The sequence below is a fragment of the Muricoccus pecuniae genome (assembly GCF_014199205.1).
GTDB classification, from domain to species: domain Bacteria; phylum Pseudomonadota; class Alphaproteobacteria; order Acetobacterales; family Acetobacteraceae; genus Roseomonas; species Roseomonas pecuniae.
The window spans coordinates 108,952-131,138 of record NZ_JACIJD010000014.1 but is presented as its reverse complement, the minus strand read 5'-3'; the positions used below and the strand labels follow the sequence as shown (position 1 = coordinate 131,138).

22 protein-coding genes are annotated in these 22,187 nt (G+C 71.6%); 9 read left to right on the top strand and 13 right to left on the bottom strand.

The annotated features are described in order from the left end of the window. Positions 1 to 77 precede the first annotated feature (77 nt). A complete protein-coding gene (locus FHS87_RS15775) occupies positions 78 to 734 on the bottom strand; it encodes an acetyltransferase (RefSeq protein ID WP_221299975.1) in 657 nt (218 codons plus the stop codon). A gap of 147 nt (positions 735 to 881) precedes the next feature. Between FHS87_RS15775 and FHS87_RS15770 the strand changes: the two genes are divergently transcribed. Continuing rightward, positions 882 to 2,285, top strand: a complete 1,404-nt coding sequence (locus tag FHS87_RS15770) for a glycosyltransferase family 4 protein (protein WP_184520340.1) — start codon at positions 882 to 884, stop codon at positions 2,283 to 2,285. 15 nt (positions 2,286 to 2,300) lie between these two features. Here the strand turns inward: FHS87_RS15770 and FHS87_RS15765 are convergent, their stop codons facing one another. The 4 genes from FHS87_RS15765 to FHS87_RS15750 all read right to left on the bottom strand — a co-directional run bounded on the left by FHS87_RS15765 (position 2,301) and on the right by FHS87_RS15750 (position 6,628). Beyond that, complete coding sequence (locus tag FHS87_RS15765) at positions 2,301 to 3,272, bottom strand: GDP-mannose 4,6-dehydratase (protein WP_184520339.1); 972 nt, start codon at positions 3,270 to 3,272, stop codon at positions 2,301 to 2,303. Positions 3,273 to 3,282: 10 nt separating this feature from the next. Next, on the bottom strand, positions 3,283 to 4,263 hold the full coding sequence (gmd, locus tag FHS87_RS15760; protein WP_184520338.1) for a GDP-mannose 4,6-dehydratase: 981 nt from the start codon (positions 4,261 to 4,263) through the stop codon (positions 3,283 to 3,285). 107 nt (positions 4,264 to 4,370) lie between these two features. Then, the gene (locus FHS87_RS15755) at positions 4,371 to 5,531 is read right to left on the bottom strand and encodes a glycosyltransferase (protein ID WP_184520337.1); all 1,161 of its coding nucleotides are present in this window, start codon (positions 5,529 to 5,531) and stop codon (positions 4,371 to 4,373) included. Next, positions 5,528 to 6,628, bottom strand: a complete 1,101-nt coding sequence (locus FHS87_RS15750) for a glycosyltransferase family 4 protein (protein WP_184520336.1) — start codon at positions 6,626 to 6,628, stop codon at positions 5,528 to 5,530. The genes FHS87_RS15755 and FHS87_RS15750 overlap by 4 nt, the downstream gene beginning before the upstream one ends. Positions 6,629 to 6,706: 78 nt before the next feature. Here FHS87_RS15750 and FHS87_RS15745 point away from each other — a divergent pair, with 78 nt between their 5' ends. The 3 genes from FHS87_RS15745 to FHS87_RS15735 all read left to right on the top strand — a co-directional run bounded on the left by FHS87_RS15745 (position 6,707) and on the right by FHS87_RS15735 (position 9,393). Continuing rightward, positions 6,707 to 7,435: an SGNH/GDSL hydrolase family protein gene (locus FHS87_RS15745; protein WP_184520335.1), complete on the top strand. Its 729-nt coding sequence runs from the start codon at positions 6,707 to 6,709 to the stop codon at positions 7,433 to 7,435. Positions 7,436 to 7,466: 31 nt separating this feature from the next. Continuing rightward, complete coding sequence (locus FHS87_RS15740) at positions 7,467 to 8,870, top strand: leucyl aminopeptidase family protein (protein ID WP_184520334.1); 1,404 nt, start codon at positions 7,467 to 7,469, stop codon at positions 8,868 to 8,870. Between the two features lie 112 nt (positions 8,871 to 8,982). Next, entirely contained in the window at positions 8,983 to 9,393 is a 411-nt protein-coding gene (locus tag FHS87_RS15735; protein ID WP_184520333.1) for a MarR family transcriptional regulator, read from the top strand. Positions 9,394 to 9,471: 78 nt separating this feature from the next. Here the strand turns inward: FHS87_RS15735 and FHS87_RS15730 are convergent, their stop codons facing one another. From FHS87_RS15730 to FHS87_RS15700, 7 genes are all read right to left on the bottom strand, one after another. Next, positions 9,472 to 9,888, bottom strand: coding sequence for a hypothetical protein (locus tag FHS87_RS15730; protein ID WP_184520332.1), 417 nt, complete (start codon positions 9,886 to 9,888; stop codon positions 9,472 to 9,474). A 152-nt stretch (positions 9,889 to 10,040) separates the two neighbouring features. Further along, entirely contained in the window at positions 10,041 to 11,651 is a 1,611-nt protein-coding gene (locus FHS87_RS15725; RefSeq protein WP_184520331.1) for an ABC transporter ATP-binding protein, read from the bottom strand. Then, complete coding sequence (locus tag FHS87_RS15720; protein ID WP_184520330.1) at positions 11,648 to 12,685, bottom strand: ABC transporter permease; 1,038 nt, start codon at positions 12,683 to 12,685, stop codon at positions 11,648 to 11,650. Before FHS87_RS15720 ends, FHS87_RS15725 begins: the two co-directional genes overlap by 4 nt. Beyond that, a complete protein-coding gene (locus FHS87_RS15715) occupies positions 12,682 to 13,791 on the bottom strand; it encodes a microcin C ABC transporter permease YejB (protein WP_184520329.1) in 1,110 nt (369 codons plus the stop codon). The genes FHS87_RS15720 and FHS87_RS15715 overlap by 4 nt, the downstream gene beginning before the upstream one ends. A gap of 3 nt (positions 13,792 to 13,794) precedes the next feature. After that, positions 13,795 to 15,633 (bottom strand): extracellular solute-binding protein, encoded by a 1,839-nt coding sequence (locus tag FHS87_RS15710; protein WP_184520328.1) that lies wholly within the window; start codon positions 15,631 to 15,633, stop codon positions 13,795 to 13,797. A 46-nt stretch (positions 15,634 to 15,679) separates the two neighbouring features. Continuing rightward, positions 15,680 to 16,453 (bottom strand): histidinol-phosphatase, encoded by a 774-nt coding sequence (gene hisN, locus FHS87_RS15705; RefSeq protein ID WP_184520327.1) that lies wholly within the window; start codon positions 16,451 to 16,453, stop codon positions 15,680 to 15,682. Beyond that, on the bottom strand, positions 16,453 to 16,986 hold the full coding sequence (locus tag FHS87_RS15700) for a c-type cytochrome (protein ID WP_184520326.1): 534 nt from the start codon (positions 16,984 to 16,986) through the stop codon (positions 16,453 to 16,455). The genes hisN and FHS87_RS15700 overlap by 1 nt, the downstream gene beginning before the upstream one ends. 159 nt (positions 16,987 to 17,145) lie before the next feature. Here FHS87_RS15700 and FHS87_RS15695 point away from each other — a divergent pair, with 159 nt between their 5' ends. From FHS87_RS15695 to FHS87_RS15675, 5 genes are all read left to right on the top strand, one after another. Then, positions 17,146 to 17,943, top strand: coding sequence for a 3-deoxy-manno-octulosonate cytidylyltransferase (locus FHS87_RS15695; protein WP_312862017.1), 798 nt, complete (start codon positions 17,146 to 17,148; stop codon positions 17,941 to 17,943). Then, the gene (locus FHS87_RS15690; RefSeq protein ID WP_184520325.1) at positions 17,940 to 18,794 is read left to right on the top strand and encodes a prephenate dehydratase; all 855 of its coding nucleotides are present in this window, start codon (positions 17,940 to 17,942) and stop codon (positions 18,792 to 18,794) included. Before FHS87_RS15695 ends, FHS87_RS15690 begins: the two co-directional genes overlap by 4 nt. A gap of 78 nt (positions 18,795 to 18,872) precedes the next feature. Next, complete coding sequence (locus tag FHS87_RS15685) at positions 18,873 to 19,976, top strand: TRAP transporter substrate-binding protein (protein ID WP_184520324.1); 1,104 nt, start codon at positions 18,873 to 18,875, stop codon at positions 19,974 to 19,976. Between the two features lie 82 nt (positions 19,977 to 20,058). Beyond that, positions 20,059 to 20,865, top strand: coding sequence for an undecaprenyl-diphosphate phosphatase (locus tag FHS87_RS15680; protein WP_184520323.1), 807 nt, complete (start codon positions 20,059 to 20,061; stop codon positions 20,863 to 20,865). A gap of 73 nt (positions 20,866 to 20,938) precedes the next feature. Continuing rightward, positions 20,939 to 21,454: a hypothetical protein gene (locus FHS87_RS15675; RefSeq protein WP_184520322.1), complete on the top strand. Its 516-nt coding sequence runs from the start codon at positions 20,939 to 20,941 to the stop codon at positions 21,452 to 21,454. Between the two features lie 78 nt (positions 21,455 to 21,532). Here FHS87_RS15675 and FHS87_RS15670 read toward each other — a convergent pair whose 3' ends face one another. Further along, entirely contained in the window at positions 21,533 to 22,180 is a 648-nt protein-coding gene (locus FHS87_RS15670) for a CoA transferase subunit B (protein ID WP_184520321.1), read from the bottom strand. Positions 22,181 to 22,187: the final 7 nt, after the last annotated feature.

The following is a 22,187-nucleotide window of genomic DNA, read 5'->3' as shown; positions in this document are numbered from 1 at the left end:
CTCCCCAGGCCAGCCAAGAGGCCAGCACGCAACAGCGGCCCCATACACCCGTTCACGAACACGGCACAGAGCCCTCGTCAGGCACCACGGCTCAAGGAACGCGCGGGCGCGCCCGCGACAACGGCGTCGGGTGGCACGTCCCGCACCACGGCCGAACCGGCGCCGATCACCGCGTCCGCGCCGATCGTGATGCCGGGGCGGACCGCCGACCCCACCCCGACCAGCGCGCGGTCACCCACCGTCACGTTGCCGGCCAGGGCACAACCGGGTGCGACATGGGCCGCCTGCCCGATCCGGTTGTCGTGCTCGACCACCGCGTTCGTGTTGACGATGGCCAGCCGCCCGATCCGGGCATCCGGGCCGAGGCAGGCGCGGGCCATGACCACGGCGCCCTCCTCCAGCTCGGCGCTCGGAGAGAGCTGGGCCGCGGGGTGAACGAGCGGAGGCAGGGAGAACCCCATGGCGACGAGCTTGTCGCCGACGCGCAGGCGCAGGGCGTTGTTGCCGAGCGCGACCACCGCGGCCCCGGCGCCGCTGGTCCGCAGCCCTTCCAGCATCTCGTCTCCGCCCAGCACCGCCACGCCGAGCACCGTCTCCCCGGCCGGGCGAGGGTCGATGAGGCCGAGAGGAGAGGGGAAGCCCGCGGCGCGCAGCGCCTCGATGATGACCTTGGCATGCCCTCCTGCTCCGATGATCACCACGCGCGGCGGCTGGGGGCGCGGGAGGTCAGGCAAGAGGCAACTCCGATTGCTGGAGGGGAGCGCGTCACGACAGGCGGGACGAGAGGCGGATGAATCGCACGATTTCGCCACCCTGTCGCCCCGGCTTGCTCCCCCGGCACGGCTGGCGTACCGCAGTTCCGTGATGGATTTCCGGTGCCGATGACCCTCTGGCTCGATGTGGAGGACCTGTTCCACTACGCCCTGAAGAACCCCCGCCCCAGCGGCATCCAGCGGCTGTCATTCGAGATGTATGTCGCCTTGCGGGAGCTGCTGGGCGAGGGCGTGCGCTTCTGCCGGCACGACCCCGTGGCGAACCTGCTCCGCACCGTTTCCTGGGAGGCGGTGGAGGCGCTCTTCATCGGCCTCATGGAACCGCCCACCCCGTCGCGGCCGGCACCGGACGCGTCACGGGCCGCGCCGCCCGGAGGGGGGCTGGCACGCGCCCTGGCCGGCCGCCTGCCCCTCGCGATGCGCGACCCGCTGATCCAGGCGGTCATCGCCCAGCGGCACGCCCTGGCCGCACAGAAGGCCGCGCTGGGCCACGGGGGCCGGGTGCTTCGCGCGGCCCCGACGCTTCTTCGCCCACCCGCCTCTGCCGGAGCGGAACAGCTCGCTTCGGCGGGCGAGGACATCCGGCAGCTCGCCCGGCCGGGCGACATACTCGGCGTCCTCGGCTCGCCATGGTTCCACCCGGACTACTCTGGCTTCCTGGCCCGCGCGACGGAGGGGGCGCCTCTGCGGACCGCGCTGCTGGTCTATGACCTCATCCCCATGCTCCGCCCGGAATGGTGCGACGCAGGGCTGGTGCGGGTGTTCAGCCGCTGGTTCAGGAATTTCGCGCCGATCGCGGACCGGCTCTTCTCCATCTCGGACGCGACCGCCCGGGATGTGGAGCGATGGGCGGTGCGCGAGGGCGTGTCCCTCCCCCACCCCGTCGAGACCCTGCCGATCGGCACCGGCTTCTCCGGCCCCTCCGTCACCGCCCCGCCGGTCCCGCCGGCGGGCCTCGCGCCGGGCAGCTACGCCCTCGTCGTCTCGACGATCGAGGCGCGGAAGAACCACCTCCTGGCCTTCCGTGCCTGGCGCCGGATGCTGGAGGGGATGCCGCCCGAGAGCGTCCCCACCCTCGTCTTCGCCGGGCGGATCGGCTGGCTCGTCCAGGACTTGATGCAGCAGATCGAGAACAGCGGCCATCTCGGCGGCAAGCTCGTGGTGGTGCCCGACCCCAGCGATGCGGAACTGGTCGCCCTCTACCGGGGCTGCCGGTTCACCCTCTTCCCCTCCCTCTACGAGGGCTGGGGACTGCCCGTGACGGAGAGCCTCTCCTTCGGGAAGCTCTGCATCAGCTCCGACCGCACCTCGCTGCCCGAGGCAGGCGGGCGCTTCTGCCTCTACATCGATCCCGAGAACATCACGGGCGCCACCGAGGTCATCCGGCAGGCCTGCACCGACGACGCGCTGATCGCCGGGCATGAGGCGGGGATCAGGGACGGGTTCCGGCCCGTACCGTGGCGGCGCACGGCCGAGGTTCTGGCCACCCGCCTCGGCTTGCAGGCGGCCTGAAGCGCCGGGCGGGGCCTATCCGCCGGCCGCCACCCGCGCGCGCCAGTCGGCGAGCACGGCGGCCAGCGTCTCCTCCCAGGGAACGACCGGCGCCCATCCGAGCGCGGCGCGGGCCCGGTCGGCATTGCCCAGCACGCGCTCGACATCGGTGGGGCGCATCCGGGCCGCTTCCGGCTCCACGCGCACCTCGAGGCCGGAGAGGCGCAGAAGGGAATCCAGGACATCTCCGATGCGGCGCGGCGTGCCGGAGCAGATGTTCAGCGCGGTGCCCGGCGCCAACTCGCCGGCCCGCGCGAGGGCGGCCGCGTAGGCGGCGCAGACATCCCGCACGTCCAGGAAGTCCCGCCAGCGGTCGAGCGCGCCGGTCCGCAGGACGGGAGATTGCAGCCCTGCCTCGATCCGCGCGATCTGCCGGGCGAAGGCCGAGACGACGAAGCCCTCCGTCTGCCCGGGCCCCGTATGGGTGAAGGGGCGCAGCCGCAGCGCGCGCAACCCGCGCAGCGCGATCTCGCCGAGGGCGAGGTCCGCGGCCGCCTTGCTTGCGGCATAGGGGTTGGCCGGGGCGGGGGCGGTGTCCTCCGCCACGGGCCGGCCGGCGCGGAAGGCGAGGCCGTAGATCTCACCGGATGAGGCAAGGACGAAGGGCGCCTGCGGGGCGACGCGCAGCACGGCTTCCGCCAGGCCCACGGTTCCCATCAGGTTCGTGCGCCAGGTCGCCAGGGGATCGCCGAAGGAGGCCCCCACATCCGCCCGGGCGGCGAGGTGCAGCACCGCGTCGGGCCGCGCGGCGGAGACGGTGTCGGGCAAGGTCTCCGCCCGGTCGAGGTCGAGCGGCAGCGCCTCGTCCACAGCCGCCGGGCGCCCCTCCCCGGTGCCCCGGCTCGTCCCGATCAGGACCGCTTCGGGAAAGGCGGCCCGGAGCGCCGGCAGGAGGTGGCGGCCGACGAAGCCGCCGGCTCCCGTGACCAGGATGCGAGCCGGCCGCACGCGGGATGCTTCAGCGCTGACGCGCGCGGTGACGGGCGAGGTCGGCCTCGACCATCTCCTTGATCATGTCCTCGAGGCTCGTCTCGGCGGTCCAGCCGAGCTTCGCGCGGGCCTTGGAGGGATCGCCGAGCAGGACGTCCACCTCGGCCGGGCGCATGAAGGCCTCGTCCACCTTCACGAACTCCTCGTAGTCGAGCCCGACATGGGAGAAGGCGATGCGGCACATGTCGCGCACGGTGACCGTGCGGCCGGTGGCCACGACGTAGTCGTCCGGCTCCTCCTGCTGCAGCATCAGCCACATGGCCTTCACGTAGTCCCGGGCATGACCCCAGTCGCGCTTGGCGTCGAGATTGCCCATGGGCAGTTCCGAAGCCAGGCCGAGCTTGATGCGAGCGGCGCCGTCCGTGACCTTGCGGGTGACGAACTCGATGCCGCGCAGCGGGCTCTCATGGTTGAACAGGATGCCGCTGCTCGCGTGCAGGCCGAAGGACTCCCGGTAGTTCACCGTCATCCAATGGGCGTAGAGCTTCGCCACCGCATAGGGGGAGCGGGGGTAGAAGGGCGTCTTCTCGCTCTGCACGGGCTCCTGGATCAGACCGTACATCTCGCTCGACGAGGCCTGGTAGAAGCGGGCCTTGGGCGCGGCGAGGCGCACCGCCTCCAGCATGTTGCCCGCGCCGAGCGCCGTGACCTGGCCGGTCAGCAGCGGCTGATTCCACGAGGTCTTCACGAAGGACTGGGCGCCGAGATTGTAGACCTCGTCCGGCTGGACCTCCTGCAGGAGGCGCAGGAGGGAGGAGAGGTCAATGAGGTTGCCGTCCATCATCCGGACGCGGCCGGCGATGCCCAGCCAGCGCAGGCGCTCATCGATCACGTCGCCCGAGGAGGAGCGGCGGAGCAGGCCGTAGACCTCGTAGCCCTTATCGAGGAGCAGTTGCGACAGGTAGGCCCCGTCCTGTCCGGTCACACCGGTGATGAGCGCGCGCGGCATGGATTCCAATTTTCGCAGGTGTTCAGGCCGGGTGCCTTTAGCGGCCTTGGGCGGGCCTTGCTAGTGCCGCCCGACCGGGCACGCCCGGGGTCGTTCCGAACACGCCCTCAACCCAGCCCCAGCGCGGTGCGGTAATCCGGCGCGGGAAAGCGGATGGGCGGCGGGCGGCGGAGGGATTTATCGGCGGCGATCCGGCGCAGCGCCGCGGCGGCTTCGTCCAGGTCCGGCTCCGCCCAGCGGGCCGCGGGCATGTCGTAGGTGCCCTGCGGATCCTGGGCCGGCACGAGCCTCCAGCCCACGGGATGGCAGCCGGGCCCCTGCATGAAATCGACATTGCCGGACCAGTTGGTGGCCACGACCGGCCGGCCGAGCTCCATCATCTCCGCGATCGCGAAGCCGAACCCCTCCGAGCGGTGAAGGGAGAGAAGCACGTCGCTCGCGGCCATGAGGGCCCAGAGATCGCCGCGCGGCAGGGAGCGGTCCAGCACGCGGACATTACCGTGGGCCGCGGCCGCCGCGGCCACCTCCGCCCAGCCCGGCCCGGCATGGCTCGTGCCATGCGTCTTCAGCAGGAGGAGGTGGCGGGGGTCGTCGCCGAAAGCCCGGACATGGGCCTCGATGGCGCCCAGCGGGTTCTTGCGCGCGAGGGAGGAGGTGGCGTCGAAGACGGCGAGGGTGACGAAGGCCTCCCCGGGCAGGCCGAAATCGGCGCGGCCCAGCGGCGAGGGCGCGGGCCGCGGCAGGGGATAGGGCACCACGCTCACGGGCGGGCCGCCGGGGCGGCGGCAGGCCCCGGCCACGAACTCCGTGCCGGCCCAGATCGCATGGCAGGCGGTGAAGCCGCGGTCCCAGTCGCGCGGCAGGACGGGCAACTCCCAGTTCCAGACCCCGATCACCCGCTTGCCCGCGACGGCGCCCCGCCCCAGGGCGAGCAGAGCCCAGGGCAGCATCGGGCCGTTCACATGCACGAGCAGCGTTCCCGCGCCCGGCGCCACCCGCGCGGGCGGCCCGGCCGGCCCCTGGCGCAGCGGCCCGGTGAGGTCGGCCTCCGCCACATCGAGCCCCTGGTCCCGCAGACCGCCCGCCAGGCGCCGCGTCGCCGCGCCCAGCCCGGTGGGGGCGTTGAAATAGCCCGCCACCGTCAGCGGCAGGGCGGGCGGCGGGGCCGGGCGTGCGATGCGGGGTGCGAGCGCCGCGGTGAGGGAGAACAGCGCCTCCCGGCGCGCCGAGCGCGGCAGGAGGGACCAGATCCGATGCAGCGCGCTCATGGCGAGGCCTCCCGCAGGTCTTGCAGCCAATCCACGAGCCGGGCGGCCTGGGCGTCCCAGTCGGCCAGCCGCTCGCCGGCGGCCCTCGCCCCGGCCGAGAGGGAAGCCCGGCGCGCGGGATCGAGCATCAGCGCCATGCTCTCCGCCAGGGCAGGGGCGGAGGGCTCCCGCGCCACGAGGCCGGAAACGCCGTGCTCCAGCTGGTCCGAGAGGCCGCCGACAGGCGTCGCGACGACCGGGACCCCGAGGGCGAGGGCGATGGGAAGCACGCCGGACTGACTCGCCTCGCGGTAGGGAAGCACCAGCGTCCGGGCCGTGGAGACGAGGGCCGGCATCTCGGCATCCGATACCCAGCGCGGCTCCAGGGTGACACCTGGCAAGGCCGCCAGGCCGGGCGCGCAGGCCTCCGGGTCCCCCTCCCCCACCACGCGCAGCGTCGCGCCGGGATGCCGCGCCCGCAGCGCGGCGAAGGCGTCCCGCAACAGGTCGAGGCCCTTATAGGCGCGCAGGCGGCCGAAGAAGAGGAAGTCGTACGTCCCGCCGCGAGGCGGTTGCCCGGGTGGATCGGGAATATGGGCGCCGAGGGGGAGGCGCAGGACGGGAAGCCCCGGCTGCCGGGCGAGGACTGCCCGCTCTACGTCACGGGAGAAGGCGATCGCCCCACACGCGGCCTCCAGCTCCTGCCGCAGGCGCCAGTTCCAGGCGAGGGCGGGGTCGCCCGGATGCGGCAGGGCGTCGTGGACGGTGCTGACGAATCGGATGCCCGCACGCGGCAGCGCGCCCGCCACAAGCGGCGTCCAGACATGGTTCATGGCGGAGACGACGACATCCGCCCCCATCGCCCGCGCCTGCCGCACGAGCCGGCGTCGCAGCGACGGCATCCGCGCGAGGCCGAGGGCCGCGCCCGCTGCCCCCTGGAAAGTCTCCACCACGTCGAGCGCGGCGGGGATGTCGCGCGCCTCGGGCAGGAGCTCGTTGCGGTCGGCCAGCGAGAGCCCGAGCCCCACCCCGGGTCGCCCGGCCAGCCCGCGCGCGAGACAGAGGGTGAACTGGGCCCCACCGCCGCGCCGCCCCCAGTACCAGAGCAGGATTCGCATTCGCCGGCGCGTAACACCGGCATCGCCCCGGGGAAAGCGGCCCTTGGCGATGTGGCAAGCGCTGGGGCATAGCGGGGGATGGCCTGGCGCCCTGCCCTCCTGTTGCTGATCCTGCTGTCCGCCGCCCTTCCGGTGGCTGCGGAGGAGGCGCCCTCCTGCCCGCCCGCCCCGATCCAGCCGCTCGTTCTCCCACGACTCGCCCAGATCCTGAGGGATGGCGGGGAGGCGGTGGTGCTCGCCTTCGGCAGCTCCTCCACCCAGGGGGCCTATGCCTCCTCGCCAGACCGCACCTACCCCGCCCGGTTGGAGGCCGCGCTCCGGCGGGAGGGGCTTCCCGTGCGCGTGCTGAACCGCGGCCGCAACGGGGAGGACGCGCTGGAGATGCGCGCGCGGCTGGAGGAGGACGTGATCACCGCCCGCCCGGCCCTGGTCATCTGGCAGCTCGGCGTGAACGGCGCCATCCGCGAGCAGAGCCTCACCCGGTTCCGCACCCTGCTCCGCCAGGGCGTGACCCGGATGCAGGAGGCGGGCGCGGATGTGGTGCTGATGGACAGCCAGCGCGGCCCCTGGGTCGCCGCCCATGCCGTGCTGCGGGACGCCTTCGATGCCGCCCTCGCCGATGTGGCCCAGGAGCGCGGGGTGCAGCTCTTCTCCCGCCGCCGGATGATGGATGCCTGGGCCGCGAACGGCACAGCGGATGCTGCCGTGATCGCGCCGGACGGGCTGCACCACAACGATCGCGGCTATGCCTGCCTCGCCGAGGCGCTCGCCTCCGCCATCCGCGCCGGCCTCTCGACGACGCGATAGAGCGCGATAATATACAATCCATGGTTGCAAAATGACCGACCACGATCTCGGCTGGGCACTCGCCACCTCCGACGAGGGCGCCCGCACCGTCCACCCCGTCACCCGGGAGGGGCTGCCCCTCCTGATGGAGCGCCTCGGTCCCGCGACATCGGCCTTCCTGGAGGGGAGCGGCTTCAGGGCGGAGGCGGGCAGGGTAGCCCTGCTGCCGGGCGAGAGCGGCCTCGCGGGCGCGGTGCTGGGCCTCGGACCCTCCGCAACCTCCCCCTGGTCCTACGGCGCCCTGCCCTTCGCCCTGCCGGAGAACACGTCCTGGCAGATGGGCGAGGGCGGGGATGCCGCCGCGGCGACCCTCGGCTGGATGCTCGGCGCCTACCGCTTCACCCGGCACAAGGCAGCGCCGCGCCTTCCCGCCCGCCTCGTCCTTCCCTCCGGCGACGCGCCCGGCCTGAGGGAGGCGCGCGTTCTGGCGGAGGCCGTGCTGCGCGCGCGCGACCTGATCAACCTGCCCGCCGCCGATCTCGGCCCGGCAGAGCTGTCCGACGCGGCGCGGAACCTTGCCGGGCGCTGCGGCGCAGAGTTCGAGGAGATCTCCGGCGACGCTCTCTCCCAGGGCTTCCCCGCCGTGGCCGCGGTCGGCGGCGGAAGCCACCGCGCGCCGCGCGTGGCGCTGATCCGTTGGGAGGGCGCGGCCGATGCGCCGCTGGTCGCGCTCTGCGGCAAGGGCGTGTGCTTCGACACCGGCGGGCTGGACCTGAAGACGCCCGAGGGAATGAAGCGCATGAAGAAGGACATGGGCGGCGCCGCGCTCATGCTCGGCCTTGCAGAAGCACTCATGCGCCTGCGCGCGCCGATCCGTCTGCTCGTCGCGATCGGCGCGGTGGAGAACGCCGTGTCGTCGCATGCCATTCGTCCGCTCGACGTGCTGCGCACGCGCGCGGGACTGACGGTGGAGGTGGGCAACACCGATGCGGAAGGGCGGCTCGTGCTCGCCGACCTTCTCTCCTTCGCAAGTGAGCAACAACCAGCGCTGATCCTGGATGCAGCAACGCTGACCGGTGCTGCGCGCGTGGCACTCGGGCCAGATCTGCCAGCGTTGTTCACGAATAACGAAACAGTCGCCTCCGCTCTTTCCGCGGCGGGCGAGGCATGCCACGACCCGCTCTGGCGACTGCCGCTTCACGAAGGTTACGCTTCGTGGCTCGACAGTTCAGCAGCCGACCTGAACAACGTCGGCAGCCGTCCGATGGCGGGGGCCATCGTCGCCGCGCTCTTTCTTCGCCGTTTCGTTCCGGACCGCATACCTTGGGCCCATCTCGACGTTTACGCCTGGAACGATACGGGAAGACCAGGGCGCCCGGAGGGGGGCGAGGCCATGGGCCTCAGAGCGCTTCACGCCGGACTGATGACCTTGTTGCCCGTATGGGCCAGCCATTGAGCGGGTTATCCGCGCGGCTGGCTCGGGCCGAACCGGGAAACCCACACCCGGTCAATGATGTTGCACGGCGCTCCCCCGACCCGGGGCGCCCCATGAGAAGGAATGCTCTCCGATGCCCGTGCAAGGCACACCGGACCAGTTCGTCGGTATCCTGCGTGACACGATCGTGGCCATGGTGCGCCGTGACGGTCCCGATCTCTCGGCCCGGCAGCTTGGCGTGTTCCTGACCGTCTATCTCGGCGAGGGCCCGCACACCGTCCGCGGCCTGGCCGCCTCGCTGAACGTGTCCAAGCCGGCGATCACCCGCGCGCTGGACCGCCTGGGCGAGCTGGACTTTGCCCGGCGCAAGACCGACCCCCAGGACCGGCGCTCGGTTCTCGTGCAGCGCACGGTGAAGGGCGCGGCTCTCTTGCGAGAGATGCGCAGTATCATGGGTGAAGCCGCCGCTGCCGCCGAGGACGAGGACGCGAAGGCCTCCGCCCAGCCGGCCAACTCACAGATGGCGGCCAAGCGCGCGGGCTGACGCTTCGTTCCTGCCGGGTCGTTCCTGCCGGGGCGCACGGGCCGGGAAGCCGGCCCACCCGCTCGGCTCAGGCGGAGGTCACTCCTCTGCCAGGGAGCGCACGAAGGCACGCCAGTCCTGCCGCTTGGCGGCGGCACGCTCCGTCCCGTCCGGCATCTTCGCATAGAGGCTGAGCACGCCGCGCGCCCAGAGCGCATCGAAGGCCGCCTCGCTCGACAGAGCGAAGGCAGCGCTTCGGTCGAAGACACCGTCGCGGATGCGCGGCAGCACCCTCAGGATCCACCACGCGGCGCCGCCGGCCAGGATAGCGAAGCCGATCCAGGTATGGACGTACATCGTGGCCAGGAGGCTGGTCACGAGCAGCAGCGACGGCACGGTGATGTTCTCCCAGGTGCGATAGACCGGGGAGCCCGGCGCGTTCATTTGCCGGATATTGACGCCGAGCTTCACCTGCCCCTGGTCGAGCAGCTCCTTCAGGCGTTCCAGCTCGTTCATGCGCGCCTCCCCCAGGGCACCGACGGGGCCGGCCTTCCCGCCGGCACCTCGGGCCAGAGGAGTTCCTGTTCGCCTTGAATCAACTCGACCGCTCCAGCCTGCTATTCGCGGAGCCGGTCCCGCCCCGGCGACCAGCCGGAACGGGATCGGCCCTAGCCCTCGCCCGGCGCGGCCTCAGCCTGCAGGTCGAAAGCCGCCTCCATCAGGGCGCGGGTGTAGGCCGCCCGCGGCGCGGCGACTACCTGCTCCGTCTCCCCCGCCTCCACCAGTTCGCCGTCCTTCATCACGACGATCCGGTGCGCGAGCGCCCGGACCACGCGGAGGTCGTGCGAGATGAAGAGGTAGGAGAGGCCGCGCCGCTCCTGCAGGTCCCGCAGGAGATCCACGACCTGGGACTGCACGGAGACATCCAGCGCGCTCGTCGGCTCGTCCAGCACCACGAGCTCCGGGCCGAGCACGAGCGCGCGGGCAATAGCGATGCGCTGCCGCTGGCCGCCCGAGAACTCGTGGGGGTAGCGAATGGCGGTGGCGGGATCGAGGCCGACCTCCTGCAGGGCGCCGGCCACGCGCTCCTCCCGCGCCACGCGCGACAGGCCGGGCTCATGGACTGCCAGCCCCTCCCCCACGATCTCGCCGACGCTCATCCGGGGGGACAGGCTGCCATAGGGGTCCTGGAAGACGACCTGCATGCGCCGGCGGAGCGGGCGCAGCGCGGCGCGCGAGAGGCCCTGGATGGGCTGCCCGTCGAGCAGGACCTCTCCCTCCGAGCGCTCGAGCTGGAGAAGCGCGAGGCCGAGGGTGGTCTTCCCGCTCCCGCTCTCCCCCACGATGCCGAGGGTCTCGCCCCGGCGCAGGGAGAGGTCCACGCCGTCCACCGCCTTCACATGTCCCGTCACGCGACGCAGCAGCCCCCGGCGGATGGGGAAGTGCACCCGCACCCCGCGCGCCCGCAGGATCTCCGGCGCGTCCGGCGGGAGAGGTGCGGCGCGGCCGCGCGGCTGAGTTTCGAGCAGCATCCGCGTGTAGGGGTGCTGCGGGCGCGCGAAGACCTCGCTGACGGGCCCCTGCTCCACGGCGGCCCCATCCCGCATCACCACCACGCGGTCCGCGTGCCGGCGCACGATGGCGAGGTCGTGGGTGATGAGGAGCATCGCCATGCGCAACTCCCGCTTCAGCCGGGCCAGCAGTTCCAGCACCTGAGCCTGGATCGTCACGTCCAGCGCCGTGGTCGGCTCGTCCGCGATCAGCAGGCGCGGATCGTTGGCGAGGGCGATGGCGATCATCACCCGCTGCCGCTGGCCGCCCGAGAGCTGGTGGGGATAGGCGTCCAGCCGCTCCGCCGCGGCACCGAGCCCGGCGCGCTGCAACAGCTCGATGACGCGGGACCGCAGGGCGGCGCCGCGCAGCGGGCGGTGCAGGGTCACGGCCTCCGAGACCTGCCGCCCGATCGTGTGCAGCGGGTTGAGGGAGGTCATCGGTTCCTGGAACACCATCCCCGCCACGCCGCCGCGCAGGCGCTGCAGCTCGTCCGGGGCGGCGCTCAGCACGTCCACGCCGTCCAGCAGGATGCGGCCGGAAGGGTTGGTGCCGCCGGGGCCGAGCAGACGGAGGCAGGAGAGCGCCGTGACGCTCTTGCCGCTGCCGCTCTCGCCGACGAGGGCCAGGGTCTCCCCGGCCTTCACCGCGAAGGACACGCCGCCCACGACCTGATGCCCGCGGAAGGCGACGGAAAGGTCACGGACGTCGAGGAGCGGCGCGCTCACCGGCCACCCCCGGGCTGCTTGCGGGGATCGAAGGCGTCGCGCACGGCTTCCCCGATGAAGGCGAGCAGGGTGAGCATGCCGCCGAGCACGACGAAGGCCGTGATGCCGAGCCAGGGCGCCTGGAGATTGTTCTTCGCCTGGCTGACGAGCTCTCCGAGGGAGGGCGAGCCCGGCGGCAGGCCGAAGCCGAGGAAGTCGAGGCTGGCCAGCACGGTGACGGAGCCCGCGAGGATGAAGGGCAGCATGGTCAGGGTGGCCACCATGGCGTTGGGCAGGATGTGGCGCGTCATCAGCCGGGCGTCCGACACGCCGAGCGCGCGCGCGGCGCGGACGTAGTCGAGGTTCCGGCCGCGCAGGAACTCCGCCCGCACCACCCCCGTCAGCGCCATCCAGGAGAACAGCAGGAGGAAGCCGAGAAGGGAGAGGAAGCTCGGCTCGATGACGCTGGCGAGAATGATGAGCAGCAGGAGCTGCGGCATCCCCGACCAGATCTCGATCACGCGCTGGAAGATCAGGTCCACCCAGCCGCCGTAATAGCCCTGCACCGCGCCCGCAGCGATGCCGACGACGGAGGAGAGAATGGTGAGGGTGAAGCCGAAGAGCACGGAGATGCGGAAGCCGTGGATCACCCGCGCCAGCACGTCCCTCGCCTGGTCATCCGTGCCGAGAGGGTTGCGGGCGGAAGGCGGTGACGGCGCGGGGCGGCCGAGGTCGCGCACCATGGTGCGGTGGCTGTAGCGGATCGGCGGCCAGATCGCCCAGCCGCGCTTCTCCACCTCCTCGGCCAGCACGGGGTCGTGCCAGTCGGCGGTGGTGGGAAAGCCGTCGCTCAGGATATCGCTCTCGGCGTACTCGACGGCCACGGGGAAGAACCATTGCCCCTCCACCCGCGCGACGATCGGGCGATCGTTCGCGATCACCTCCGCGAAGAGCGTGAGCAGGAAAAGAGCGGCGAAGATCCAGAGCGACCACCATCCCCGCCGGTTGGCGCGGAAGTTGGCGAGGCGGCGGCGCGTGAGGGGCGAGAGGGTCAACGGCGCGCGCTGAAATCGATGCGGGGGTCCACCAGCGTGTAGCTGATATCGCCCACGATCTGCATGACGAGGCCGAGGAGGGTGAAGATGTAGAGAGTGGCGAACATCACGGGGTAGTCGCGGCGGATGGCGGATTCGAAGCCGAGCAGGCCGAGGCCGTCGAGGCTGAACACGATCTCCACCAGCAGCGCGCCGGTGAAGAGGATGCCGATGAAGGCGGCGGGGAACCCCGCAATGATCAGCAGCATCGCATTGCGGAAGATGTGGCCGTAGAGCACCCGCCCCTCCCCCGCCCCCTTGGCGCGGGCGGTGAGGACGTACTGCTTGTTGATCTCGTCGAGGAAGGCGTTCTTCGTCAGCATCGTCAGCCCGGCGAAGCCGCCGACGACGAGGGCGATGGTGGGCAGCACCATGTGCCAGGCGTAGTCCGCCGCGCGCTGCCAGAAAGGCCAGGTCTCGCTGCCGCTGGTGGTCAGGCCGCGCAGGGGAAACCACTGCACGAAGGACCCGCCGGCGAAGAGCACCACGAGCAGGATGGCGAAAAGGAAGCCGGGGATGGCGTAGCCCAGCAGCACCACGCCCGATGTCCAGGCGTCGAAACGCGTGCCGTCGCGCACGGCCTTGCGGATGCCCAGGGGAATGGAGACGAGATAGATGATGAGGGTGGACCAGAGGCCGAGCGAGATGGAGACGGGCATCTTCTCCAGGATGAGGTCCACCACGGGGCGGTCCCGGAACAGCGACCGCCCGAAGTCGAAGCGCAGGTAGTTGCCGATCATCTCGATGAAGCGCTCGCTGGCCGGCTTGTCGAAGCCGAAGCTGCGTTCGATCTCGGCGACGACGGCGGGGTCCAGCCCGCGCGCGCCGCGATAGGTGGAGCGCGGCCCCTCCCCGCTCGTCTGATCCTGCGGACGCGGGGCTCGGGTCTCGCCGCCGCCCTCGCCCGTCAAGCGGCCGAGGGTGGTGTCGCCCTCGCCGCGCAGCTCGGCGATCATCTGCTCCACCGGCCCGCCCGGCGCGAATTGAGTGACGGCGAAGTTGATGAGGATGATGCCGAAGAGCGTCGGCACCAGCAGCGCCAGCCGGCGGAGGAGATAGGCGCCCAAGGCCTAGCCCGCGCTCCGGGCGGCAGCGAGGGCGCGCTCCTTCGCCGGGTCCACCCACCAGCTGTCCAGGCCGAGAGCGCGGCGCGGATTGCGCTCGGGGCGGCCGAACTTGTCCCACCAGGCCAGGCGGAAGCTGCGGCTGTGCCATTGCGGGATGGAGTGGAAGCCCCAGAGCAGCACGCGGTCGAGCGCGCGGCAGGCCGCGGTCAGTTCCTCGATCGTCTGGGCGTTGACGATCATCTCCACGATCGCGTCCACCACGGGGTCCTTGATCCCGACCGTGTTGCGGCTGCCGTTCTCCTCCGCCTTCGCGCTCGTCCAGTAGTCGCGCTGCTCGTTTCCGGGGGAGGAGGACTGGCCGAACACCTCCACCGTCATGTCGTAGTCGAAGCCGTCCATCCGCACCTGATACTGCGGCGGGTCCACCGTGCGGACGCGCGCCTCAATGCCCAGGCGCTGAAGGGACTGGATGTAGGGCAGGGCGACGCGCTCGAAGGTAGGGCCGTTCAGCAGGATCTCGAACTCGAAGCGCTGGCCCTGGGCATTCGTCAGGCGGCGGTCGCGCACGGTCCAGCCGGCCTCGCGCAGCAGCTCCAGCGCGCGGCGGGCACCCTCGCGGTTGTTGCCGCTGCCATCCGTGACGGGGACCTTGAACTCGCGCGTCAGCACCTCGGGCGGGAGGCGGTCGCGGAATCGCTCCAGGATCTCCCTCTCCCGGCCCTCGGGCAGCCCGCGCGAGGCGAAATCGGAGTTGGAGAAGTAGGAGCTCGTGCGCGTGTAGGAGCCGTAGAAGAGGTTGGCGTTCATCCACTCGAAATCGAAGACGAGGCCGAGCGCCTCGCGCACGCGCCGGTCCTGGAACAGGGGCCGGCGCTCGTTCATGATGAAGCCCTGCAGCCCGGTCGGCAGCTCGTGGCGGATCTCGTCGCGCTTCACCAGGCCGCGGCGCACGGCGGGAAAGTCGTAGCCCGTGGCCCAGTCCCGCGCGACGTTCTCCGTGCGGAAGTCGATGCTTCCCGCCTTGAACGCCTCCAGCGAGACCGTGGCGTCGCGGTAATACTCGTATCGCATGACGTCGAAGTTGTTCGTGCCCTTCATCGTGGGCAGGTCGCGGCCCCAGTAATCGGCCACGCGGCGATAGGCGACGGAACGCCCGGCCTCGAAGCGCTCGATCCGATAGGGGCCGGATCCGAGCGGCGCTTCCAGCAGCGGGCGGGTGAAGTCCCGCCCCTCCCACCAGTGCTTCGGCAGCACGGCGAGCTGGCCGAGGATGAGGGAGAGCTCGCGGTTCTGGTCGGTCGAGAAACGGAAGGCCACGCGGCGCGGCCCCTCGGCCACCACCTCGGACACGTCCGCCCAATAGGCGCGGTAGAAGGGGCGGCCGTGCTGGCGCAGCGTGTTGAAGGTCCAGACGACATCATCGGCGGTGATGGGGCGGCCGTCATGCCAGCGCGCGCCCTCCCGCAGCTCGAAGGTCACGCCGCGCCCGTCGGCGGGCAGTTCCACCACGCCGGCAAGGTGGCCGTACTCGGCGCTCGCCTCGTCGGAGCTCTGCTTCAGCAGGGTATCGTAGAGCACCCCGCTGCCGACGGCCGCCGTGCCGCGGAGGATATAGGGGTTGAAGCTGTCAAAGCTGCCGAGGGCGTAGAGGGTGATCTCCCCGCCCTTCGGCGCCTCCGGGTTCACCCAGGGGAAATGCGTGAACTCCGCCGGCAGGTTCGGCTCCCCCAGCAGGGAGAGCGCGTGCACGCGGCGAGGCGCGGCGGGCGCTCCCTGGGCGAGCACGGGGAGAGCGGGCAAGCCGGCGGCGAGACCGGTAGCGAGGAGGGTGCGGCGGCGCATGGGTGGGAGAGTGGGGGCTATTTCCCCGTCCCTCAACAGGCAGGTTTCAAACGGATAGCAACGCGGCGCAGGCAGGCAGCAGCGCGGGGTCGCCCACCGCCAGCACGTCCCCGCCCGATTCCAGCGTCAGCGGGCGGCCCGCATGGTCGGTCACGCGGCCTCCCGCGCCCTCGATCACCGGAACCAGGGCACCCCAGTCCCAGGGTTTCATGGCAGCCTCCACGACGATATCGATCAAGCCGAGCGCGACGAGGCCGTAGCTGTAGCAGTCCCCGCCCCAGGTCGTGCGCCGCGCGGCGCGGCGGAGGGCCCCGAATCCGGCGTCCCGGCCGGGCGGGAACATGTCGGGGCTGGTGCAGGAGAGTTCCGCCCCGCCAATCTCAGGGCAGGGCCGGCAGCCCACGCTGCCCCCGAACGGGCCGCGAAAGGTCGTGCGCCGCCCCTCGACCCCGATCCAGCGCTCGCCGGTCGCGGGCTGGTCGATGATCCCGAGCACGGGGCGGCCCCGGTGGAGCAGGCCGATCAGCGTGCCGAAGATCGGGCGGCCGGTGACGAAGGCGCGCGTGCCGTCGATGGGGTCCAGCACCCAGACCCATTCGGCTTCCGGGCGCTCCGGCCCGTATTCCTCCCCGATCACGCCGTGGTCGGGGTGGTGGCGCGCGATATGATCCCGGATGGCGCGCTCGGCGCCCCGGTCGGCCTCGGTGACGGGGCTTGCGTCGCCCTTCGCCTCGACCAGCAGGGCCGAACGGAAAAGGGGGCGGATGACCGCCCCCGCCAGATCCGCCGCGGCCTCTGCCGAGGCGACCAGCCCTTCCATTACTGCGGCAGCGGCGCCGGGTTGGCCGCGAGCGTGCGGAGATAGGCGATCACGTCCGCGCGCTGCTGTGGCTGGTTCAGCCCGGCAAAGGCCATGCGCGTGCCGGCAATGGCCTGCGCGGGGCGATAGAGGAAGGCGTTCAGGGCCTCGTAGTCCCAGTTTTTGTCGTGCAACGCCTTCATCGCGGGGGAGTAGTTGAAGTCGTCCCGATGCGCGTGCGGGCCACCGACCACGCCGTAGAGATTGGGGCCGACCGCGTTGCGCCCACCCTCGTTCCAGCTGTGGCAGGCCGCGCACTGGCGGCTCATGATCGTCTGGCCGTTCTGGGCGTTTGCGCTGGCGAGCAGCGGCCCGATCGGCTCCAGGGCCGCCGGCGCCGCCGGGGCGGCCGCGGCCACCACCTCGCCCGTCTCGATCGCCGGTTTCTCCAGCCGCTGGGGGTGCACGACCAGCCCGCCGACCAGGCCGGCGACCATGAAGCTGATGCCAGCGGTGAGGACCGCCGCAAACGCCTTGTTAGCTTCCAGGCTCATACGCCCTGCCCGAATCCCGTGTTGTGCCGCACTCTAACGCCTGACGGTCCGCGCGTTTGCGTGACTCCGCCGTCGCGGCTAGAAGCCCGCGGACCATAATGATCCCGGCCTCCCACGACAACCCGTGGCGGGCCGGGCCGCTTCCGCGAAGGCCCGCGCGTGAATTCGCCCCGTCCGAACCCGATCGTTCTCATCCCCGCCCGCATGGCCTCCACCCGGCTGCCGGGCAAGCCGATGGCGCATATCCACGGGCGCCCGATGATCGTGCACGTGCTGGAGGCAGCTCAGGCCGCCGGGATCGGGCCCGTGGCGGTCGCCTGCGACGCGCCGGAGATCGAGGCGGCCGTGAAGGCGGCAGGGGGAACGGCCGTGCTGGTGGCGGACGACCTCCCCTCCGGCACGGACCGGATCGAGCGCGCCCTGGCGATCCTGGATCCGGGCGGCGCGTATGACGTAGTGGTGAACCTGCAGGGCGACCTGCCCGCCATCCAGCCGGAGCTCCTGCGCAAGGTTCTCTCCCCGCTCTCCGATCCGGCGATCGACATTGCCAGCCTCGTCGCCCCCGTGGTGAGCGCCGAGGAGGCCGCGGCGCCCAGCGTGGTGAAATGCGCCTGCGCCTTCCCCCCGGGGGCCGAGATCGCGCCCGCACTCTACTTCTCCCGCCACCCCATCCCCTCGGGCGACGGGCCGCTCTGGCACCATATCGGCCTCTACGCCTACCGGCGCGCGGCGCTCGCACGCTTCGTGGCCCTGCCGGCCAGCCCGCTCGAACTCCGGGAGAAACTGGAGCAGCTCCGCGCCCTGGAGGCCGGGATGCGGATCGCCGTAGCCCGCGTGGACCACGCGCCCTTCGGCGTGGACACGCCGGCCGACCTCGCCCGGGCCCGTGCGGTGCTTCATCCCGGCCTCGCCGCCCACAGAGGCGCGGCCAGCGAGACGAGGGGGAACGCCCCATGACGGGGATCATTGCCTTCCAGGGCTTGGCCGGCGCCTATTCCGACCTTGCCTGCCGTGCCGCCTATCCCGGCTGGACCACCCTGCCCTGCCCCTCCTTCGAGGCCGCGATGGCCGCGGTACGGGAAGGCCGGGCGGAGCTGGCCATGCTCCCCTGCGAGAACTCGCTCGCCGGCCGGGTGCCGGATATCCACCGGCTCCTGCCCGAATCGGGGCTGCACGTGGTGGGCGAGCACTATGAGCGCGTGGAGCACTGCGTCCTGGCCCCGCCCGGGGCGACGCTGGAGACGATCCGCCGCGCCCATTCCCATCCCGTCGCGCTCGGGCAGGTGCTGAACCTGTTGCGCGACATGCGCTGGGGGGCGGTGATCGAGGCCGACACGGCCGGCGCGGCCGCCCTCATCGCCGAGCGCGGCGGGGTGGAGGACGCGGCGATCGCCTCCTCCCTGGCCGGCGAGATCTACGGGCTCCAGGTCCTTCGCCGAAACGTGGAGGACGAGGCGCACAACACCACACGTTTCTACATCATGTCGCGCGAGCCCTCGCTCCCGCCCGTCACGGCGCCGGACAGCGTGACGACCTTCGTCTTCCGCGTCCGCTCCGTCCCCGCCGCGCTCTACAAGGCGCTGGGCGGCTTCGCGACGAATGGCGTGAACCTGACGAAGCTCGAATCCTACATGCTGGATGGGCGCTTCACCGCCGTTCAGTTCCTCTGCGACGTGGACGGGCACCCGGACCAGCCGCCGCTGCGCCGGGCGCTGGAGGAGCTGCGCTTCTTCTCGCGCGAGGTGCACATCCTCGGCTGCTACCCCGCCCACCCCTATCGCGCGCTCCAGGCGGAGGCGGCGGAATAGGGCTCGACGCTTCCGCACCGGGCGCCGATGCCTTATCACGCCCGCAATACGTCTTCTCAGGGAAAGGAACGTCGCATCATGGTTTCCCGCGTGAATCGCCGCGCGCTGCTGACCGCTGCGCCGGCCGCGGCGGTGCCCGTGGCCCTCGCCGCGCCGGCCATCGCCCAGACCAACCCCGAAGTGCGCTGGCGGCTCACCTCCTCCTTCCCGCGCAACACGGACATCCTCTGGGGCACCGCCGAGGCCGTCGCCCGCCGCGTGGGCGAGCTGACCGAGGGCCGGTTCCGCATCCAGGCCTTCCCGGGCGGCGAGATCGCCCCCGCCCTCGCCGCGCTGGATGCCGTGCAGTCCGGCAGCATCGAGTGCGCCCACACGGCTTCCTATTATTATATCGGCAAGGACCCCGCGCTGGCCTTCTTCACGGCCGTGCCCTTCGGCCTGAACACCCGCCAGAACACGGCCTGGCTGCGCCACGGCGGCGGGCAGGACCTGATGAACGAGATGATGCGCGAGTACAACGCGGTCGCCTTCCCCTGTGGCGACACGGGCGCGCAGATGGGCGGCTGGTTCCGGCGCGAGATCCGCACCGTGGACGACGTGAAGGGCCTGAAGTTCCGCATCACCGGCCTCGCCGGCCAGGTCTTCCAGAGGATGGGCGCGACCGCCTCCGTCGTCCCGGCCTCCGACATCTACTCCTCGCTCGAGCGCGGCACGATCGATGCGGCCGAGTTCGTCGGCCCGCATGACGACGAGAAGCTCGGCTTTGCCCGGGTGGCGCCGAACTACTACGCCCCCGGCTTCTGGGAGCCGGGCGCGCGCCTCCACTTCATCGCCAACCAGCGCGCCTATGACGCCCTGCCGGCCCCGTACAAGGCCGCGATCGCCGTCGCGACCGCCGAGGCGGATGCGGAAATGGTGGCGAAGTACGACGTGGCGAACCCGCAGGCGCTGCGCCGCCTCGTCGCGGGCGGCGCGCAGCTTCGCTTCTGGTCCCGCCCGATCCTCGAGGCCGCCTGGCGCGCGACCAACGAGGTGATGGATGAGCTCGCGGGCAAGAACGAGCGTTTCAAGCGGATCATGGAGAGCCATCGCCGCTTCCGCGATGATGTGTATACCTGGCATCGGGTGAGCGAGAATTCATTCGACAACTTCGCTTTCACCGCCGCGCAGACGGTGCGCTGACACCCGTCCGGGGCTAAGGGAAGGGGGCGGGAACGGGAGTTCCCGCCCCCTTCTCGATTCCTCACCCCACGGGATGCTTCTGATGGACGTCGCTGGTCTGCTCTCGGCGCTGCTGATGGGGGTTGTCGAGGGTCTGACGGAGTTCCTGCCGATCTCCTCCACGGGGCACCTGATCCTCCTGGGCGAGCTGATCGGCTTCCAGGGCCCGCCGGGCAAGGTGTTCGAGATCGCGATCCAGCTCGGCGCCGTCCTGGCCGTGGTGGTGGTGTACTGGCGCCGGCTGCTGGAGATCGCGGGCGGGCTGTGGCGGCCCGGGACGGCCGAGCGCTACACCCTGACCAACCTCCTGCTCGCCTTCCTGCCCGCGCTCGTGATCGGGGCGCTCCTGCACGGGCCTATCACGCGCCTGCTCTTCACCCCCGTGGTAGTCGCCCTCGCCCTCATCCTGGGCGGGGTGGCCATCATCCTCATCGAGCGCGCCCGGCCCACCCCCTCCATCGGCTCCATCCCCGAGATCGGGCCCGTCGGCGCCCTCCTCATCGGCTTCGGCCAGGTGCTCGCCATGATCCCCGGCACCAGCCGCTCGGGCGCGACCATCATCGCCGCCCTCCTGCTCGGCGTCGAACGCCGCGCGGCCGCCGAGTTCTCCTTCCTGCTGGCCATCCCCACCATGCTGGCCGCCACCACCTACAGCCTCATCAAGGCCCGCGCCGAACTCGACCTCTCCGGCCTCGGGCAGATCGCCATCGGCTTCGCCGCCGCCTTCGTCACCGCCCTCCTCGTCATCCGCGCCCTCCTCGCCTCCATCTCGCGCATCGGCTTCACCCCCTTCGGCCTCTACCGCATCGCTCTCGGCACCCTCATCCTCCTCTGGCTCGCCGTGAGGTAGGGGGAGGCAAGAGGAGGCTTTTCAGTCGGGGGCGGGGTGGCGTAACGGTGGGCTCGCGAAAAGGAGAGGTCTCATGTCGAAGCCGCGGATCCGTGCGGGACTGCTCGGGCTGGGCCTGATCGGCCTGACGGCCCTCCCTGCCGCCGCCCAGAGCTGGCCGAGTGATTCCGGGCCGATCGGCGACTATCTCGGCTCCAGCCTGCGACAGTTCGACCGCCTGAGCCCGCCCCCTATCGAGTCCCTCGGCCGGGGCGAGCGTCCCGTGCCCGACATGGCGGTGACCGATCTTCCGGGGAGCACAGCTTACGCCAGCCCGGTCCCCGCGAAGCCGCGCCGCGCCGCGCGGGCCGCCCCGCGGCGGGCTGCCAGCCCTGCAGCGCCGCGGCGCCCGCAGGCAGCTGTCGCTTCCCAGCCCCGCCAGGACCGCGAGGCGGAGCTGGCGCGCGAGCTCGCCGACCGGGACCGGCGTATTCGGGAGCTCGAATCGCAGATCGGGGCGGAGCGGGGGCGGTTCGCTGAGCCGGCCCGGGGCAACGGCCCCTACCGCGACTATAACCCCGCTGGGGCGCCGACGGTCACACCGCGCTGAGGCGGGGTGAGCGGGCCGCTCACCCCAGGGGCGTCGGGCAGGCTGACCAGAACCGCCCACCGCCCTCTCCGGTGCCGTTCAGGCCACCTGGAGGGAGACCTCGTACTCGGCCTCCGTCTTCGACCGCACCTCCTCCTCCGTCACCCCGGGGGCGAGTTCGATCAGGCGCATGCGGCCGGCGACCTTGTCGATCTCCATGACGCAGAGATCGGTCACCACGAGATCGACTACCCCCTGCCCCGTCAGCGGCAGGGCGCAGGACTTCAGCAGCTTCGGCTTGCCCCCCGCCGTGTGCTCCATCAGCACCACCACGCGCTTCACGCCGGCCACGAGGTCCATGGCGCCGCCCATGCCCTTCACCATCTTGCCCGGGATCATCCAGTTGGCGAGGTCGCCGTTCTGGGCCACCTGCAGGGCGCCGAGAATGGACAGGTCGATATGGCCGCCGCGGATCATGGCGAAGCTGTCGGCCGAGGAGAAATAGCTGGTCGTCGGCAGCTCGGAGACGGTCTGCTTGCCCGCGTTGATGAGGTCCGGGTCCTCCTCTCCGTCGTAGGGAAAGGGGCCGATCCCGAGCATCCCGTTCTCGCTCTGGAGCTGGACGGAGACGCCCTCGGGGATGTGGTTGGCGACCAGGGTCGGGATCCCGATCCCGAGATTCACGTAGAAGCCGTCCTCAAGCTCGCGCGCGGCGCGGGCGGCCATCTCGTCGCGGTTCCAGGCCATGGCGGCG

Coding starts and splice junctions, on each gene's coding strand:
- hisN (WP_184520327.1), bottom strand. CDS start 16,453: ATGGAAGGGCTGGTCGCCTCGGCAGAGGCCGCGGCGGATCTGGCGGGG.
- FHS87_RS15750 (WP_184520336.1), bottom strand. CDS start 6,628: ATGCGAATCCTGCTCTGGTACTGGGGGCGGCGCGGCGGTGGGGCCCAG.
- FHS87_RS15680 (WP_184520323.1), top strand. CDS start 20,059: ATGGACGTCGCTGGTCTGCTCTCGGCGCTGCTGATGGGGGTTGTCGAG.
- FHS87_RS15685 (WP_184520324.1), top strand. CDS start 18,873: ATGGTTTCCCGCGTGAATCGCCGCGCGCTGCTGACCGCTGCGCCGGCC.
- FHS87_RS15745 (WP_184520335.1), top strand. CDS start 6,707: ATGGCCTGGCGCCCTGCCCTCCTGTTGCTGATCCTGCTGTCCGCCGCC.
- FHS87_RS15740 (WP_184520334.1), top strand. CDS start 7,467: ATGACCGACCACGATCTCGGCTGGGCACTCGCCACCTCCGACGAGGGC.
- FHS87_RS15690 (WP_184520325.1), top strand. CDS start 17,940: ATGACGGGGATCATTGCCTTCCAGGGCTTGGCCGGCGCCTATTCCGAC.
- FHS87_RS15755 (WP_184520337.1), bottom strand. CDS start 5,531: ATGAGCGCGCTGCATCGGATCTGGTCCCTCCTGCCGCGCTCGGCGCGC.
- FHS87_RS15735 (WP_184520333.1), top strand. CDS start 8,983: ATGCCCGTGCAAGGCACACCGGACCAGTTCGTCGGTATCCTGCGTGAC.
- FHS87_RS15710 (WP_184520328.1), bottom strand. CDS start 15,633: ATGCGCCGCCGCACCCTCCTCGCTACCGGTCTCGCCGCCGGCTTGCCC.
- FHS87_RS15675 (WP_184520322.1), top strand. CDS start 20,939: ATGTCGAAGCCGCGGATCCGTGCGGGACTGCTCGGGCTGGGCCTGATC.
- FHS87_RS15730 (WP_184520332.1), bottom strand. CDS start 9,888: ATGAACGAGCTGGAACGCCTGAAGGAGCTGCTCGACCAGGGGCAGGTG.
- FHS87_RS15770 (WP_184520340.1), top strand. CDS start 882: ATGACCCTCTGGCTCGATGTGGAGGACCTGTTCCACTACGCCCTGAAG.
- FHS87_RS15700 (WP_184520326.1), bottom strand. CDS start 16,986: ATGAGCCTGGAAGCTAACAAGGCGTTTGCGGCGGTCCTCACCGCTGGC.
- gmd (WP_184520338.1), bottom strand. CDS start 4,263: ATGCCGCGCGCGCTCATCACCGGTGTGACCGGACAGGACGGGGCCTAC.
- FHS87_RS15670 (WP_184520321.1), bottom strand. CDS start 22,180: ATGGCCTGGAACCGCGACGAGATGGCCGCCCGCGCCGCGCGCGAGCTT.